This window comes from Polaromonas sp. P3_B4 (genome assembly GCF_056402835.1).
The window spans coordinates 3,398,577-3,414,292 of the sequence record NZ_JBFUGQ010000001.1 but is presented as its reverse complement, the minus strand read 5'-3'; the positions used below and the strand labels follow the sequence as shown (position 1 = coordinate 3,414,292).

The following is a 15,716-nucleotide window of genomic DNA, read 5'->3' as shown; positions in this document are numbered from 1 at the left end:
CCAAGGCAATGGGGAAGCCGCCAGCTTACGGCGCGCCCTTCGCGGCGATTTGACGCAGGTCAAGGACGGGGCAAACGCGTCCGGCGGCCGCACCTTGCGCCCTCGTTGATCCACATCAACGCAGCCGGGGCGGAGAGGCGGCACAGTGGAGGCCTCACATTCCTGAACCATCCCATGCCCGCTGTTCTACCCCAGGCCCTTCGCCAGTTCGACATCTCCGGCCCGCGCTACACGTCCTTTCCGACGGCGGACCGTTTTGTCGAGGCCTTTACCGCCGTCGATCACGGCCGCGCGCTGGACGACAGGCGCGCGCGGGCCGAGACCTCGGCGGCACCGCTATCGCTGTATGTGCACATCCCCTTTTGCGAATCGCTGTGCTACTACTGCGCCTGCAACAAGATCATCACCAAGCAGCACAGCCGTGCCACCGCCTACCTGGGCTATCTTGAGCGCGAAGTGGCCCTGTACACGGCGCGCCTGGGGCAGGGACAGCCTGTCAGCCAGCTGCACCTGGGTGGGGGCACGCCGACTTTTTTGTCCGACGCGGAACTCGCACAGCTCATGGACATGCTCAGACGCAACTTCGACATCGCGGCCGGTGCGGAAATGGCCATCGAGGTAGACCCACGCACCGTGGACAACACGCGCCTGGCCGCGCTGGCGGCCCTGGGCTTTAACCGCCTGAGTTTCGGCGTGCAGGATTTCGATGCCGACGTGCAAAAAGCCGTGCACCGCGTCCAGCCCGCCGAACAGGTGTTCGCGCTGGTTGCGCAGGCGCGCGTGCTCGGGTTTGAATCCATCAATGTGGACCTGATCTACGGCCTGCCGCGGCAGACGCAGACGTCTTTCGCGCGCACCATACGCCAGGTCGAGGAACTCAGGCCGGACCGCATTGCCCTCTATGCCTATGCCCATTTGCCGGAGCGCTTCAAGCCGCAGCGGCACATCCCGCCGGCGCTGCTGCCCGCGGCCGAGGACAAGGCCGCCATGCTGGCCGAAGCGATGCAGCGTTTGCAGGGCGCGGGTTACCGCTACATCGGCATGGACCACTTCGCGCTTGAGAACGATGCGCTGGCCGTGGCCAGCCGCGAGGGCCGGCTGCACCGCAACTTCCAGGGCTACAGCACCCAGCCCGACCGCGACCTGGTGGGCCTGGGCGTATCGGCCATTGGCGCGGTCGGCGCCACCTACAGCCAGAATGCCAAAACCCTGGAGGAATACTGCGACTTGCTTGACCAGGGGCGCTTCCCGGTCACGCGCGGCCTGGCACTGAGCCGGGACGACCTGGCGCGCCGCGCGGTGATCATGGCCATCATGTGCCAGGGCCAGGTGTGGTTCGAATCGATAGAGCTCGCCTGGATGCTGGATTTCAAGACCTACTTTGCGGCGGAACTGGAGCGCTTGCGCGAACTGGAGGATGCCGGGCTTGTGCTGCTTTCCAGCACCGGCATCGAGGTGACGGCCGAAGGCCGGTTCGTGTTGCGCGCGGTCGCCATGGTGTTTGACCGCTACCTGCAGTCCGACCTCAACCGCAGTCGTTTCTCGCGCATTATTTGATCGCAGCGCTGCCCATGTCTTACGCCCTCGCCACGACGGCCCTGCTGATGGGCCTTGCCGGAGGACCTCATTGCGCTGTGATGTGCGGCGCGGCCTGTGGCGGCCTGCGGCGCGTGGGCCCGCAGCGGCAGGCGCATTCACCGCTGGTCTTTCAGGCCGGGCGGCTTGTCGGCTATTCAAGTGCGGGCGCGGCGGCAGCGATGGCAGTGCAAAGTTTTGCGTGGATGACAGAACAGGCCGCCGTGGTCAAGCCGCTCTGGGTGCTGTTCCATCTGGCCGTGCTGGGTTGGGGAATGATGCTGATGGTGAAGGCCAGCCAGCCGGCCTGGGCCGACCGCGCAGGCCGCTCCGCGTGGTCCAGGGTGGGTGCCGTGGCCGCATCACGGGGCGGGATGTTCTCGGTGGGCGCGTTATGGGCCTTTATGCCCTGCAGCCTGCTTTATTCGGCGCTGCTGGTGGCGTCCCTGAGTGGCGGGCCGTTGCAAGGCGCGCTGGCCATGGCGGCTTTTGCCGTGGGCAGTGGCGTCTCCCTGCTGCTGGCGCCGCAACTACTGGCCGGGCTGCGGCGCGCCGGCAACGGCCTGGGCGGTCAACTGGGTGTGCGTCTGGCCGGGGGGGTGCTGATGCTGGCCGCGGTGTTCGGCTTGTGGAGCGACATGACGCATCGCATCGCGCAGTGGTGCGGCCTGGCCTGAGGCTGTCCTTGCCGCTGGCTTGTGAATTGCATCAGGTGAGAGAGACCGACTCCAGGTAACAGGGCAGGTGGCATGGCCAGTGCAGTTCGCGTTCGATGCGCTGGCGCATGGCATCGGCTGCGGCCGGCTCGCCGTGGGTGATGAAAGTCTGCTTCGGTACCGACTTGAAGCCGCGCAGCCAACCCATGATTTCGGCGGCATCCGAATGGGCCGACAGGTCGTCCAGCATCGCCACTTCGGCGCGCACCGGCACGTCCTGGCCGTGGATACGCACGGTAGGCGCGCCGCCGGAGATGAGTGCGCCGCGCGTGCCGCCGGGCTGGAAGCCGGCAAACACGATGGTGTTGCGCTTGTCGGGCGCGAAGGCTTTGAGATGGTGGACCACACGTCCGCCGGTAGCCATGCCGCTGGCGGCAATGATGACCATGGGGCCGTGCCTGGCATTGAGCAGGCGCGACTCCTCCGGCGACTCGACGATGTGGGCGGTATGCGCCATGGCCTCGCACTCCGCGGGTGTTAGCCGCAGCTCGGCCTTGTGTTTCAGGTACACCTGCGTGGCATTGGCCGCCATGGGACTGTTGAGGTAGATCGGCAGGTTGCGTTGTATGACACCTTGCGCCTTGAGCACCTGAACGCAGTGCAGCAGGCTTTGCGCGCGCCCCACCGCAAAAGCCGGGATCACCACCACCCCGCCGCGCGCGGCTGTGCGGTTGATTACCTGGCCCAGCGCCGATAGGGGGTCAGAGTCCTTGTGCAGGCGGTCGCCGTAGGTGGACTCCACCACCAGATAATCGGCGCCGTCCATCCGTGTAGGCGGCTTGAGCACCAGGTCGTTGGGGCGGCCTATGTCCCCGGAAAACAGGATGGAGCGCGAGCCGTTGTCCAGTTGCACGAACGACGAGCCCACCATGTGGCCGGAAGGAGTCAGGCTGGCGTTCAGGCTCGGTGCCGGGTGCCAGTTTTTTCCGCTGGGTACCGGGTGCAGCAGCTTGATGCAGCGTAGCGCATCCTCGCGTGTGTACAGCGGCAGCGCCGGTGCGTGCTTCGAAAAGCCGTGGCGATTGGCGTATTCGGCTTCTTCTTCCTGCAGGTGGCCAGCGTCGGGCAGCAGGATGCGGCACAGGTCGGCCGTGGCCGGGGTGCAGAACACCTTGCCCTTGAAGCCCTGGCGCGCCAGCAGTGGCAGGTAGCCGCTATGGTCAATGTGGGCGTGCGTCAGGATCACGGCGTCAATGGAGGCCGGGGCCACAGGTAGCGCGGACCAGTTGCGCAGGCGCAATTGCTTGTAGCCCTGGAACAGCCCGCAGTCGACCAGCACCGTGGACTCCCCGTACCGGATCAGGTATTTGGAACCTGTCACGGTATCTGTGGCACCGAGGAATTGAATCTTCATGCCAGCAGCTTAGATAAAAATGGTGTGCGGGTGTTTGATGTAGCGCAATAGCCTGCACGCTGCAATGCATCGGGAAACCCGGGTCGATGCCGGCTGATGCGAACTCATTTGCTATGGATTTAATAGCTGCTTGCGCTCATCCAGTAATGATTTGAGGCTGTTTTTCTTCCAGAAGGGACGGCCTGACTCCTGCGCCCCGCTGCCTTCGAGTGTGACGAATACAGCACGGCGGTCGCAGGTCTCGCCCTGGCCGCGCGCGCGTCTTGCGCTCGCCGCGGCGCTGAGCGCCAGCGCCGCGAAGCCGCGGGCGGCCACAAAGGCCAGGAAGGCCGTGCCGCCAAGAGGCCGGGCGAGCAAGGCGCTGATGAGGCCCGGGCGGCAGGGCTCCCAGTGCAGCGTCACGCCCTGCGCGGTTCCTGCGGGCTCAATCACCGCGTTCTCATCGGCGCCTAGGCGCACGCGCTGGCCGGCCTCAATGAAATGATCGCCGGAATCATTGTGGCGCGTCAGCCAGAGCCGGCCCCGCAGCACTGTCAATTCACCGCCGCGCCGGGGCAGGCGCAGCGCTTGTCCCGGCGCCAGGCGCCGGGTTCCACCGTGAAATACGGCGCCGTTGGATGTCGCATTCATCATCGACCTCTTGAGGTGTTGCCGCGCCGTCGCCGGGTTCAGAGCCCGGCAAGGGCGTGCAGCGCGGGGTTGTCGATCTGGCCGGCAAGCAGCTTCGCCGCCGCCGCGCTCGCGCCGTCGCCGAGCGCCGCGCGGTGCAGGCAGGCGTGCACCGTCAGTTCGCGCATGCCGCTACGCGCAGCGAGGTCCTGCATTTCGTTGATCCAGGCCGAGGCCTGGGGCATGGCTTGTGCCACAGCGACATCACACAGCGCGTCGAGGGCATATGCCTTGGCCCACAGGTAGGCGTCAGGAAGGCGTACGCAGCGCGTCAGTGCGTCAGCAAGTATTTCAACGGCGCGCTGCGGTTCCCCGCGCGCCATCGCCACACGCCCCAGGCCCCGGCCGGCAATGCCTTCCCAGCACGGGTCACCGAGCTGGCAACCGAGGGCGAAGGCATGCTCGAATCGGCTCGCGGCGGCATCCACGTCGCCGCGCAGCAGGTCGATTTCGGCCCGCAGCGATTGCGGCCACGGCACAAAGGCGGTCCAGCCTTGCCGGGCCAGTGCCACCGAGCGGTCCAGGGCGTCGGCGGCCGCCTCGGGTTCGTCGTGCAGCAGTAGCGCGCGGCCCAGCATGGACAGCGCGTAGGCAAGTTGCCGGCTGTCGCCGACGGCCGCAGCCAGCGCCTCAGCTTCGCGCAGCTGGCTGATGGCGGCCGTGTAATGCGCAGTGTCGCTGAGCGCAGCGCCGTACACGGTGGCGATGCGCGCCTGCTCCGCGTGGTCGCCGGCTGCCAGCGGCGTCGCGCGTTGCAGCCAGGCGAGCGTGCGTTCATAGCGGCCGCGCAGGAATTCGACGTAGCCGAGTTCGCGGCACGCGGCGGCGGCGAGTGCCGGCGAAGCCTCGTGGCCGACCTCCAGTGCTTCGTGAAGCGCAGTGGCGCCTTCTTCGTCGCGTCCGCGGGCGGCATGCACCAGCGCACCGCCCAGGGCCACGCGGGCGCGCGCACGCAGTGCCGCGTCGCCGGTGGCATCGGCTTCCACGATCGCGCGGCGCAGGCATTGCAGGCCGGCATCGAGCGCGCCGGCGCTGATCGCCGCCTCCCCGGCTTCCAGCTGGGCCAGCGCCGCGGCGCGCCCGGTGGCGGGCCGCGCGGTGGGCGCTGCGGTGAGCGTGCGCAGGGCCGCGTCCAGCGTGGCGCCGGGTTGCACGCCGAGTTCGCGCTGGAACAATTCGCGGCAGGCTGCGGCCTGGCGCGCCGCACCCACGCCGTCGCCCGCGGCCGCGAGGCTGCGCACCAGCAAAGCCTGGTAGTTCTCGTCAAGCGGGTTGTGCCGTACCAGCCGGCCGGCCAGTGTGGCTGCTTCTGTCATGGCGCCCGCGGCCATGCGAGCCAGTGCGGCTTCGCGCAGCACGGCTTCGGCGGCGGCCTGCAGATGGCGCCGCTCCGTGGCGAGCCAGACCTCGAAGGCCGGGCTGCCTGAAAAATTCATGCCTTCCAGCAACTCGTGATCCAGGCCGGGCACGCACAGGGCTTGCGCCCAGCTGCCCGACAGCACGGCGCTGAGGTCGACGTAGGTGGCAGGCTCCAGCAAAAGTGCCAGCAGATCGCCGCGCAACTCTGCGGTGCCGAGCAGGCGCCGCAGCTCACTGAGGTTCCAGCGCAGGGCGGCCAGCGGGTCTTCTGCGTCTTCGAACAGCAAGCCCGCCAGATGTTTGCGGCTGACCGGTGCATCACTGCGGACCAGGTAGGCAAGCAGGCCCCAGACCTTGTGCCCGCGCGGCGCCGGCACAGGGCTGCCGCCTCGCTCTATGCGCGGCGGACCAAGCAGGTAGATGGCAAGCCCCGGAGACGGCGGATTGTCGGGGGCTTGCGGATTCACCGGCAGACCTCAGGCTTCAGCGGTGGTGGGGTCGATGACCGTGGTGATCTGCGCGACGGAGTTCGCCGGGAAACCGCCGCGGCGCGCATGTTCCCTCACGAGCTCCTCATTGGCCGCGCGGTAGATGCAGTACATCTTGCCGCCTGTCACATAGCTTTGCACCCACTGCACATCAGGCCCCAGTTCCTGCAGCACACCGCAGGATTTCTGGGAGATGGATTGCAGCTCGGCGGGCTTCAGGGCCCCGAGTCCGGGGATGACACGTTCGATCACGAATTTGGGCATAACAGGCTCCGTTAAGTTGGTGGAGACCCGAAGATAGGCAGTGTACGTGTGAGCCAGCGTGTGAGGAAATCGCCGGGAAAGGATGTCGGCCTAGTCCATATGTGCCTGTTTGCTTACAAGTTGGGCGGCTCAGGCGGTGCCATTCGTGGATAGCATCGGAGTGTCCGCCGCGCTCTTGGCTTCTGTCCGGCTGCGGCGGCCCGTTCAGGTAGCTTCACACAAAAAACCAATGATGAACCACTCGTCCTCGCCACGCAGCCTCTTTCTGGCGTCTACCCTTTTTTTGGGCGGCCTGTGCGCCATGTCGCCGGCCCTGGCGGGCGGCAACACCGAACCACTGACCGACATCCTTTCTTCGCCCGGCAGCGCGGGCCTGGGCCTGGTGACGCGCATTGAACGTTCGCCCTACAAGGATGCAGGCACACGTTACGACCTGCTGCCGCTTTACCTGTATGAGGGCGAGCGGCTTTTCCTGCATGCCAACCGGGGCGGCATCAAGCTGCTCAACGGCACCGAGCGGCGGCTGGACCTTTTTGTGGAGCAGCGCCTGGAGGGCTTCCCGACCGAGCGCCTGCCCGCCAGCCTGGCCGGCATGTCGCCGCGCGACTCGGGCCTGGACCTGGGCCTGGCCTACCGCTGGCGCCAGCCCTGGGGAACGCTGCAGGCCGAGCTGGTGCATGACATCAGCAACACCTACAAGGGCAATGAGTTCCGCCTGGGCTACACCTACGACTGGCGCTCGGGCCCCTGGATGCTGCGGCCCAGCCTGACCGTGGGGGTGCGCGACGCCAGGCTCAACAACTATTACTACGGCGTGCAGGCCAGTGAGGCAACGGCCGGGCGGCCTGCTTATGCGCCGGGCTCGGGCGTGCAGACCTCGATTGGCCTCTACGGCTCTTATGACCTCACCGAGCGCTGGCGCCTGCTGGCCGGTGTGTCGGCCACCTTGCTGGACAACAAGACAAAGAACAGCCCCATTGTGCAAAAGAGCGTGCTGCCTGCCGTGTATATCGGCGCGGCCTATGACTTTGGCGGCCACAAGCGTGAGTGGGCAGAAGACGGCTCGCCCACCTACTTCAAGCTGCTGTACGGCAAGTCAACCGAAGATGGCTGCCATCTGGCCAAGATCATCACGGCGCAGTGCCTGTCGACGGCGAAGGTCAATTCGACCAGCATTACCGGCATCCAGGTCGGCAAGCCCTTCCTGAACAACGTGAACGGCTGGCCGCTCGACTTCATCGGCTATGTGGGCCTCACGCACCACAACGAGCGGGGCCTGCAGGCCAATGGCGTGCAACTGGACCTGTTCATGAAGGCCGTCTACTCGGGCTTCCCATGGAGCGACCGGGTCAAGACGCGGCTCGGTCTGGGCGTGGGCGTGTCCATGGCACAGCGGGCTCCCTACATTGAGTCCTCCAGCCTGGCGGCCAACGGCAAGTCGGCTTCCCGCATGCTCAATTACCTGGATCCGACCATCGACGTGAGCCTGGGCGACCTGATCGGCTACCGGCCGCTCAAGGACACCTTTATAGGCTTTGGTGTGTCGCACCGCTCCGGCATTTTTGGCTCGTCGCGCCTGCTGGGCAATGTCAACGGCGGCTCCAACTACATCTACACCTACGTTGAAACCGCGCTTTGAGTCGTATTTGCTATTGATTTAATAGCTGCTTGCGCAAGTCCATAAAGGCTTGCGGCCTGATTTGAATGAAAATCAGGCGTAGGCTGCCCGGACCGGCACAGCCGGCTGGTTCTGCACATTGCTGGCAGCAATCACGCCGCCACCCAGGCAGACATCGCCCTGGTAGAGCACAGCCGACTGGCCCGGCGTCACCGCCCACTGGGCATCGGCAAACACCAGTTCGCAGGCCGCGCCGGTAGCGCTGCGCAGTTTGCAGGGTGCGTCGGCCTGCCGGTAGCGTGTCTTGGCCGCCATGACACCGGGCGTCGGTGCATGTCCCGCCACCCAGCTGCAGTCCTGTGCCTGGAGCACCGTGGATTGCAGCCAGTGGTGATCATGGCCCTGAACCACCCATAGCGTGTTCGTTTCAAGGTCCTTGCGTGCCACAAACCAGGGTTCGTGCTCGCCCACGCCGCGCAACCCGCGTGCCTGCACGGCCTTGAGCTCGGCTCCCTTGGCCTTCACGCCGCCTATGCCCAGGCCCTGACGCTGTCCCAATGTATAGAAGGACAGGCCCACATGCTCGCCGAGCACGCGGCCCTTGTCGTTCTTGATGGGGCCTGGCTCTTTGGCGATGTAGCGATTCAAGAATTCGCGGAAAGGCCTCTCGCCGATAAAACAGATGCCAGTGGAGTCTTTTTTCTTCGCGTTGGGCAGGCCGATCTCGTCGGCAATGCGCCGGACTTCGGTCTTGCGCAACTCACCCACCGGGAACAGCGTTTTGGAGAGCTGTGCCTGGTTGAGCCGGTGCAAAAAATAGCTTTGGTCTTTGGCTGGATCAAGGCCCTTGAGCAGTTCGTGCAGGCCGGTGGCTTCGTTGTGGCGAACCCTGGCGTAATGCCCGGTCGCGATTTTTTCGGCGCCCAGGCGCATGGCATGGTCCAGAAATGCCTTGAACTTGATTTCGGCGTTGCACAGGATGTCGGGGTTGGGCGTGCGGCCGGCCTGGTATTCGCGCAGGAACTCGGCGAAGACGCGGTCCTTGTAGTCGGCTGCGAAGTTGACGTGCTCGATCTCGATGCCGATCACGTCGGCCACGGCGGCGGCGTCGACAAAATCAATGTTGGACGAGCAGAACTCGCTGTCGTCGTCATCTTCCCAGTTCTTCATGAAGATGCCGATAACCTCGTGGCCCTGCTGTTTGAGCAGGTGCGCCGTCACCGCGGAGTCCACGCCTCCGCTCAGGCCGACGACGATCCGTTTCCGCTTGCCGTCGTGGCTGTATGTGTTGATTTGCGGGTTGCCCATGGCTCTATTGTAAAAAGATGAAAGCGTTTGCGCCTGTCTGGGCTTTTCGGCCCTGTTGGCCGTGCGGCCGGCGGCACAATGGAATGCCCTTTCTTGCAGGAGCTGCCACTTTGCAACGACGTCAATTTCTTTCCCGCACCGGGCAGGCCGTCACGGCCGCCGGCATCGCCACCGGGCTGCCATGGCTTTCGTCACTGGCCCAGGCCGCGGGCCTCAAACCCGTGGGCAAGGCCCAAGCCTTCGACTACGCGATGCTCAAGGGCCAGGCGCGCGACCTGGCCGCCAAACCTTACCGGCCCCGGTCGACGACGTTGCCGTCCGGCATTTCGGACTTGAACTGGGACCAGCACCAGGCCATACGCTTTCGGGACGACCATGCCTTGTGGGGCGATGACAAGCTGCGCTTCGTGGCGAAGTTTTTCCACCTCGGCCTGTACTTCAAGACGCCGGTGCGCATGCACGAAGTGAGCAATGGCCAGGCGCAGGAGCTGGCCTATGACCCGGCCATGTTTGATTATGGGAAAAGCGGCGTGCGGGGCGACAAGCTTCCCGCCGATCTCGGTTTTGCCGGCTTCCGGCTGAATTTCCACACCGATCCGGTGCGTGACGTGGCGGCCTTCCTTGGCGCAAGCTACTTTCGCGCGGTGGGCGGCGAATGGCAGTACGGCCAGTCGGCGCGGGGCCTGGCCATCGACACGGCGCAAACTTTCCCGGAAGAGTTTCCGGATTTCATCGGTTACTGGCTCGAAAAGCCGGACCCGAAAGCGGCCTCGCTGACCGTCTACGCCCTGCTGGACTCGCCGAGCGTCAGCGGCGCCTACCGCTTTGTGATCACGCCGGGCGACACGCAGGTCATGGACCTGGACGTGGCGCTGTATCCGCGCAAAACCATTGACCGCATGGGCATCGCGCCGTGCACCAGCATGTTCCAGACCGGCGAAAACGACAAACGCATGGGCTGGGACTGGCGCGGCGAAATCCACGACACCGACGGCCTGGCCATGCACAGCGGCACGGGCGAATGGCTGTGGCGTCCACTGACCAATCCGGCGCAATTGCAGTTCAACGCCTTTCAGGACGACAACCCGCGCGGTTTTGGCCTGATGCAGCGCGATCGCAACTTTGACCACTACCAGGACGACGGCGTGTTCTATGAAAAACGCCCGAGCCTGTGGGTTGAGCCCAAGGCGGGCTGGGGTGCGGGCGCGATACAGCTGGTGGAAATTCCGACCGCGGACGAAACCTTTGACAACATCGTGGCCTTCTGGAACCCCAGGGACAAGCCGCAGGCAGGGCAGGAGTTGCTGTTTTCCTACCGGCTGCACTGGGGGGGCGAACCGCCCGCCGCGCAAGGGCCGCTGGCGCGCTGTGTGGCCACACGTACCGGCCTCGGCGGCGTGGTCGGGCAAAAGCGCACCGCCTACACGCGGCGTTTTGCCGTCGATTTTGCGGGCGGCGACTTTGCCTTGCTGAACCGCGGGGCCCAGGTCAAAGCCGTGATCACCGCTTCGCGCGGCACGATTGAATTGACGTCGGCCCGGCCGCTGGACGCCATCAAGGGGTGGCGTGCCATGTTCGACCTGCGCCCCGATGGCGACAGCACGGCACCCATCAACCTGCGCATGCATTTGCAGGTCGACGGCCAGTCATTGACGGAGACCTGGTTGTACCAGTGGACGCCGCCGCCGGTGGCGCAACGAATTCTTTATTGAGGATTGCGCTGGCTGTCAGCGGGAAAGCGTTCCCGTTGGCGCCGCCAAATCGTGCATGGCTCGCGGCGCTTCCTACTTCTGGCTCAGCGGTGCATGCACGCTGGCATCCGTGGTCACCAGATCAAGCGGGAAGCGCCTGCCTGCCAGGTAATCTTCCATGCAGGTCAACAAGAGGGGGCTTCGGTGCATGTGAGCGCTCGCTCTTATTTCGTCGGCCGTCAGCCAGACCGTGCGCACAATGCCTTCATCCAGCGCTTGGCCTGCCACGTGCTCGCCCAGTTCGCCGCAGAACGCAAAGCGCAGGTAGGTGATGTCTTCGGATTCTTCCTGCCCGATGAGGGCCCGCTCAAAGCGGGAGAGATAGACCCCCACAATGGCAGTGGGCGTGAAATGGAAGGCGGTTTCTTCCAGTGTTTCGCGCACACAACCCTCAAAGGGACTTTCACCGGGATCCAGGTGGCCGGCGGGGTTGTTGAGCTTCAGGCCGTCCCGCGTTTCCTCTTCGACCAGCAGGAACCTGGAGACACCGTCGATCTTTTTTTCAATCACCGCAGCGACCGTGACGCTGGGTTTCCATCGTTTAATCATGCGCCGGATTATCCGTGGCCTTGATGACCGGGATCCTGACCGGCCGGCCAGGTGTGTTTGCTAGCCGAAAATCCGGCAGCGAAACTCTCGCGCAAATGTGCCACAAGGCATTGCACCGCCTTGGGCACTTGCTGCGACCAGGGCCTGAGGGCGTAAATGCGCTCGCCGAAAAATCCCTGCACCTGCCACTCAGGCAGCACCTGCACGAGCGGCGATGGCGCCGCGCTGCCACCCGCGGGTGCACTGAAATCCGGCAGCAGGCCGATGCCCAGGCCCGCCACCAGCGCTTCGCGCAGCACTTCGCTGTTGTTGGCCTTCAGTGTGCCCGTGATGTTCACGCCAACCTGCTCGCGGGATTTGCGCTTGCCGCTGCGCACGAAGGTCCAGCTGGCGGTGTTGTGGTTGCCCAGGTAAAGCAGGCAATCGTGCGCGGCCAGGTCTGACGGCTGCGCAGGCACGCCGCGGCGCGCCAGGTAGTCGGGGCTGGCCAGCAGGATGGAGCGCGTTTCGCACAACACCCAGGCCACATGGGTGTCGGGCGGCGCATTCGTGTGTCGTATCGCCAGGTCGAAGCCTTCATTGGCAAGGTTGACAAAGCGGTCGGTGAGTTCCAGTTCGATATGGATCTCGGGATAGCGCTTGAGGAAGGCCGCAACGCAGGGCGCCAGGTGTTGACGCCCCAGAGCGACCGGCGCTGTCACACGGATCAGCCCGCGCGGGGTTTCGACCAGGTCCTTGACGGCGGAATAGCTTTCGCTGATGCGGTTAAACGCCGGCTGCATGTCGTTCACCAATTGCTGGCCGGCCTCCGTCAGGCCTACGGAGCGCGTGGTGCGCCGCACCAGCGTCACGCCGGCGGCGCGCTCCAGCTCACTGATGCGCATGCTGGCCGAGGCCTTGGACATCCCGAGGCGGCGCGCCGCTTCGGTAAAGCTGCGTGTAGCCGCCAGGATGGTCAGCAGGTGAAGATCGGCGACAAGGGGCGATAGCTGGTCGGAAGACATGGAGGTCGAGAGGCCTATTGTTCAAAAATATGAACAATGTAATCACAAAACGGGGCATTATCAATTCGGCTGCGCAGCCCTAGACTGCGGTGAACCCCCAACGGCCAGTCCGGTGCCGCCACCTTTCAAGGATTGCAAAATGTCTTTATCCCCTGCTGCCTCCGCTTCACAAGCCACTATCGGCCACTACTTGAATGGCCGTGTGGCCGCGCCGTCTTCCGGGCGTAGCCAGGAAGTCTTCAACCCTGCAACGGGCGCGGTGTCGGGTTATGTCGCGCTTGCCAGCGGAACGGAGGTCGATGCGGCCGTGGCGTCAGCCCAGGCCGCCTTTCCCGCCTGGGCCGACACGCCGCCACTGCGCCGCGCGCGCGTGCTGTTCAAGTTCCTGGAACTGCTCAACCTGAACAAGGACAAGCTGGCCCACATGATCACCGCCGAGCACGGCAAGGTGTTCACCGACGCCCAAGGCGAGGTCTCGCGCGGCATCGACATTGTTGAATTCGCCTGCGGCATTCCGCAGCTGCTCAAGGGCGACTTCACCGACCAGGTTTCCACCGGCATCGACAACTGGACGCTGCGCCAGCCGCTGGGTGTGGTGGCCGGCATCACGCCCTTCAATTTTCCGGTGATGGTGCCGATGTGGATGTTCCCGGTGGCGATTGCCGCCGGCAACTGCTTTGTGCTCAAGCCCAGTCCCATCGACCCCAGCCCCAGCCTTTTCATGGCCGACCTGCTCAAGCAAGCCGGCTTGCCCGACGGCGTCTTCAACGTGGTGCAGGGCGATAAAGAGGCGGTCGACGCCCTGCTGGTGCACCCGGACGTGAAGGCCGTGTCCTTTGTTGGCTCCACACCGATCGCGAACTACATCTACGAAACCGGCGCACGCCACGGCAAGCGCGTGCAGGCACTGGGCGGCGCGAAGAACCACATGGTGGTCATGCCCGACGCCGACCTGGAGCAGGCGGTGGACGCATTGATCGGCGCGGGCTACGGCTCGGCCGGCGAACGCTGCATGGCGATCTCTGTGGCTGTGCTGGTGGGCAATGTGGCCGAAAAACTCATTCCCATGCTGGAAGCGCGCGCCAAAACACTGGTGATCAAAAACGGTGTGGAGCTTGACGCTGAAATGGGCCCCATCGTCACATCGGCCGCGCACCAGCGCATTACCGGCTACATCGAGACGGGCGTGAAAGAAGGCGCCAAGCTGCTGGTGGACGGCCGCACCTTCACGGGCGCCAAGGCCGGCCCGGGCTGCGGCAAGGGCTTCTGGATGGGTGGCACGCTGTTTGACCATGTCACGCCCGACATGCGCATCTATAAAGAAGAGATTTTTGGCCCGGTGCTGGGCTGCGTGCGCGTGAAGGACTTCGCCGAAGCGGTGAACCTGATCAATGCCCATGAATTCGGCAACGGCGTGAGCTGCTTCACCCGGGACGGCCACGTGGCCCGCGAATTCAGCCGCCGCATCCAGGTCGGCATGGTCGGCATCAACGTGCCGATCCCGGTGCCCATGGCCTGGCATGGCTTTGGTGGCTGGAAAAAAAGCCTCTTCGGCGACATGCACGCCTATGGCGAAGAGGGCGTACGTTTCTATACCAAACAAAAGTCCATCATGCAGCGCTGGCCAGAGAGCATCGGCAAGGGCGCCGAATTCGTGATGCCGACAGCCAAATAGAAATAGCACGCCAGCCATCAAGGCAAACCGGCCCCAACCGCCATGTATTGGCAGGCGGGGCTTTTTTTATTGCGTGGCTTGACTCGGGTCAAAAACTGTAGACTGCCCTGACAAAAAATTGCAGAAATCTCATGTAAGCTTCATGACAGGTACAAAAAAGCGGATACGCAGACAAAGACACCGAGACAGATCGCGCGCAAGCTCGCCTGCGGGCTGACGTCAATCAAACCAACACCAACGTACTGAGGAGAGACCCATGCTCATTGGGGTACCCGCCGAAATCACGGCCGGAGAAACACGCGTCGCCATCACGCCCGAAACGGCCAAAAAGCTCAAGGCACAAGGGCACACCGTCCGTGTGCAGTCCGGCGCCGGGGTGGCCGCCAGCGTTCCCGATGAGGCCTACACGGCGGTCGGCGCGGAGATCACCGACGCGGCGGGCGCTTACGGCGCTGATATCGTGCTCAAGGTCCGCTGCCCGCTGGACAGCGAAATGCCGCTGGCCAAAGCCGGTGGTGTGCTGGTCGGCATGCTCAACCCCTTTGATGCCGCCGGCCTGCAGCGCCTGGCTACTGCCAAGCTGACGTCCTTCGCGCTGGAGGCCGCGCCGCGCACCAGCCGCGCGCAAAGCATGGACGTGCTCTCGTCGCAAGCCAACATCGCCGGCTACAAGGCCGTGATGATGGCCGCGGCCGAATACCAGCGCTTCTTCCCCATGTTGATGACGGCGGCCGGCACGGTCAAGGCCGCCCGCGTGGTGATTCTGGGCGTCGGCGTAGCCGGCCTTCAGGCCATTGCCACCGCCAAGCGCCTGGGCGCGGTGATTGAAGCCAGCGACGTGCGTCCCAGTGTCAAAGAGCAGGTCGAATCCCTGGGCGGCAAGTTCATCGATGTGCCTTATGAAACCGACGAAGAGCGCGAAGCTGCTGTCGGTGTGGGTGGCTACGCCAAGCCCATGCCGCCAAGCTGGCTCGAACGCCAAAAGGCCGAAGTCGCCAAGCGCGTCGCGCAAGCCGACGTGGTCATCACCACCGCGCTGATCCCGGGCCGCCCTGCGCCCGTGCTGGTCACCGAAGACATGGTCAAGGCCATGAAACCCGGCAGCGTGATCGTCGACCTGGCCGCACCGCAAGGCGGCAACTGCCCGCTGACCGAGCCCGGCAAAACGGTCGTCAAGCACGGCGTGACGCTGATCGGCCAGACCAATGTGCCGGCCCTCGTCGCCGCCGACGCCAGCGCACTCTACGCACGCAACCTGCTCGACTTCCTCAAGCTCATCATCACCAAGGAAGGCACGCTCAATGTCGACCTGGAAGATGACATCGTCGCCGCCTGCCTGATGACGCAGGGCGGCGAGGTCAAGAAGAAGTAACCCATTCGGGACCC

General features: G+C 64.8%; 13 protein-coding genes. 6 read left to right on the top strand and 7 right to left on the bottom strand.

Annotation, left to right across the window (positions count from 1 at the left end; all coding sequences use genetic code 11):
• Positions 1–174: 174 nt before the first annotated feature.
• Positions 175–1,557 (top strand): oxygen-independent coproporphyrinogen III oxidase, encoded by a 1,383-nt coding sequence (gene hemN / locus AC1DVV_RS16195; protein ID WP_477666427.1) that lies wholly within the window; start codon positions 175–177, stop codon positions 1,555–1,557.
• 14 nt (positions 1,558–1,571) lie between these two features.
• Positions 1,572–2,252 (top strand): sulfite exporter TauE/SafE family protein, encoded by a 681-nt coding sequence (locus AC1DVV_RS16190; RefSeq protein WP_457281513.1) that lies wholly within the window; start codon positions 1,572–1,574, stop codon positions 2,250–2,252.
• A 31-nt stretch (positions 2,253–2,283) separates the two neighbouring features.
• On the opposite strand, the gene AC1DVV_RS16185 is transcribed toward AC1DVV_RS16190, so the two are convergent.
• The 4 genes from AC1DVV_RS16185 to AC1DVV_RS16170 form a co-directional block, all read right to left on the bottom strand.
• On the bottom strand, positions 2,284–3,645 hold the full coding sequence (locus AC1DVV_RS16185; RefSeq protein ID WP_477666428.1) for an MBL fold metallo-hydrolase RNA specificity domain-containing protein: 1,362 nt from the start codon (positions 3,643–3,645) through the stop codon (positions 2,284–2,286).
• A 111-nt stretch (positions 3,646–3,756) separates the two neighbouring features.
• Positions 3,757–4,275 (bottom strand): DUF2917 domain-containing protein, encoded by a 519-nt coding sequence (locus AC1DVV_RS16180; protein ID WP_477701533.1) that lies wholly within the window; start codon positions 4,273–4,275, stop codon positions 3,757–3,759.
• A 38-nt stretch (positions 4,276–4,313) separates the two neighbouring features.
• Complete coding sequence (locus tag AC1DVV_RS16175; RefSeq protein WP_477701534.1) at positions 4,314–6,140, bottom strand: AfsR/SARP family transcriptional regulator; 1,827 nt, start codon at positions 6,138–6,140, stop codon at positions 4,314–4,316.
• Positions 6,141–6,149: 9 nt separating this feature from the next.
• Positions 6,150–6,425: a DUF4242 domain-containing protein gene (locus tag AC1DVV_RS16170; RefSeq protein WP_457281509.1), complete on the bottom strand. Its 276-nt coding sequence runs from the start codon at positions 6,423–6,425 to the stop codon at positions 6,150–6,152.
• Positions 6,426–6,657: 232 nt separating this feature from the next.
• Between AC1DVV_RS16170 and AC1DVV_RS16165 the strand changes: the two genes are divergently transcribed.
• A complete protein-coding gene (locus AC1DVV_RS16165; protein WP_477666431.1) occupies positions 6,658–8,064 on the top strand; it encodes a MipA/OmpV family protein in 1,407 nt (468 codons plus the stop codon).
• Between the two features lie 72 nt (positions 8,065–8,136).
• Here AC1DVV_RS16165 and mnmA read toward each other — a convergent pair whose 3' ends face one another.
• A complete protein-coding gene (gene mnmA / locus AC1DVV_RS16160) occupies positions 8,137–9,351 on the bottom strand; it encodes a tRNA 2-thiouridine(34) synthase MnmA (RefSeq protein WP_477666432.1) in 1,215 nt (404 codons plus the stop codon).
• Positions 9,352–9,461: 110 nt separating this feature from the next.
• Between mnmA and AC1DVV_RS16155 the strand changes: the two genes are divergently transcribed.
• The gene (locus AC1DVV_RS16155) at positions 9,462–11,063 is read left to right on the top strand and encodes an OpgD/OpgG family glucan biosynthesis protein (RefSeq protein WP_477666433.1); all 1,602 of its coding nucleotides are present in this window, start codon (positions 9,462–9,464) and stop codon (positions 11,061–11,063) included.
• Positions 11,064–11,135: 72 nt separating this feature from the next.
• On the opposite strand, the gene AC1DVV_RS16150 is transcribed toward AC1DVV_RS16155, so the two are convergent.
• Both AC1DVV_RS16150 and AC1DVV_RS16145 read right to left on the bottom strand, forming a co-directional pair.
• The gene (locus AC1DVV_RS16150) at positions 11,136–11,651 is read right to left on the bottom strand and encodes an NUDIX hydrolase (protein ID WP_457281505.1); all 516 of its coding nucleotides are present in this window, start codon (positions 11,649–11,651) and stop codon (positions 11,136–11,138) included.
• Between the two features lie 8 nt (positions 11,652–11,659).
• Entirely contained in the window at positions 11,660–12,655 is a 996-nt protein-coding gene (locus AC1DVV_RS16145) for a LysR family transcriptional regulator (protein WP_477666434.1), read from the bottom strand.
• Positions 12,656–12,794: 139 nt separating this feature from the next.
• Between AC1DVV_RS16145 and AC1DVV_RS16140 the strand changes: the two genes are divergently transcribed.
• Positions 12,795–14,330, top strand: coding sequence for a CoA-acylating methylmalonate-semialdehyde dehydrogenase (locus AC1DVV_RS16140; RefSeq protein ID WP_457281503.1), 1,536 nt, complete (start codon positions 12,795–12,797; stop codon positions 14,328–14,330).
• A gap of 256 nt (positions 14,331–14,586) precedes the next feature.
• On the top strand, positions 14,587–15,702 hold the full coding sequence (locus AC1DVV_RS16135; protein WP_477666436.1) for a Re/Si-specific NAD(P)(+) transhydrogenase subunit alpha: 1,116 nt from the start codon (positions 14,587–14,589) through the stop codon (positions 15,700–15,702).
• The last annotated feature ends 14 nt before the right edge of the window (positions 15,703–15,716 follow it).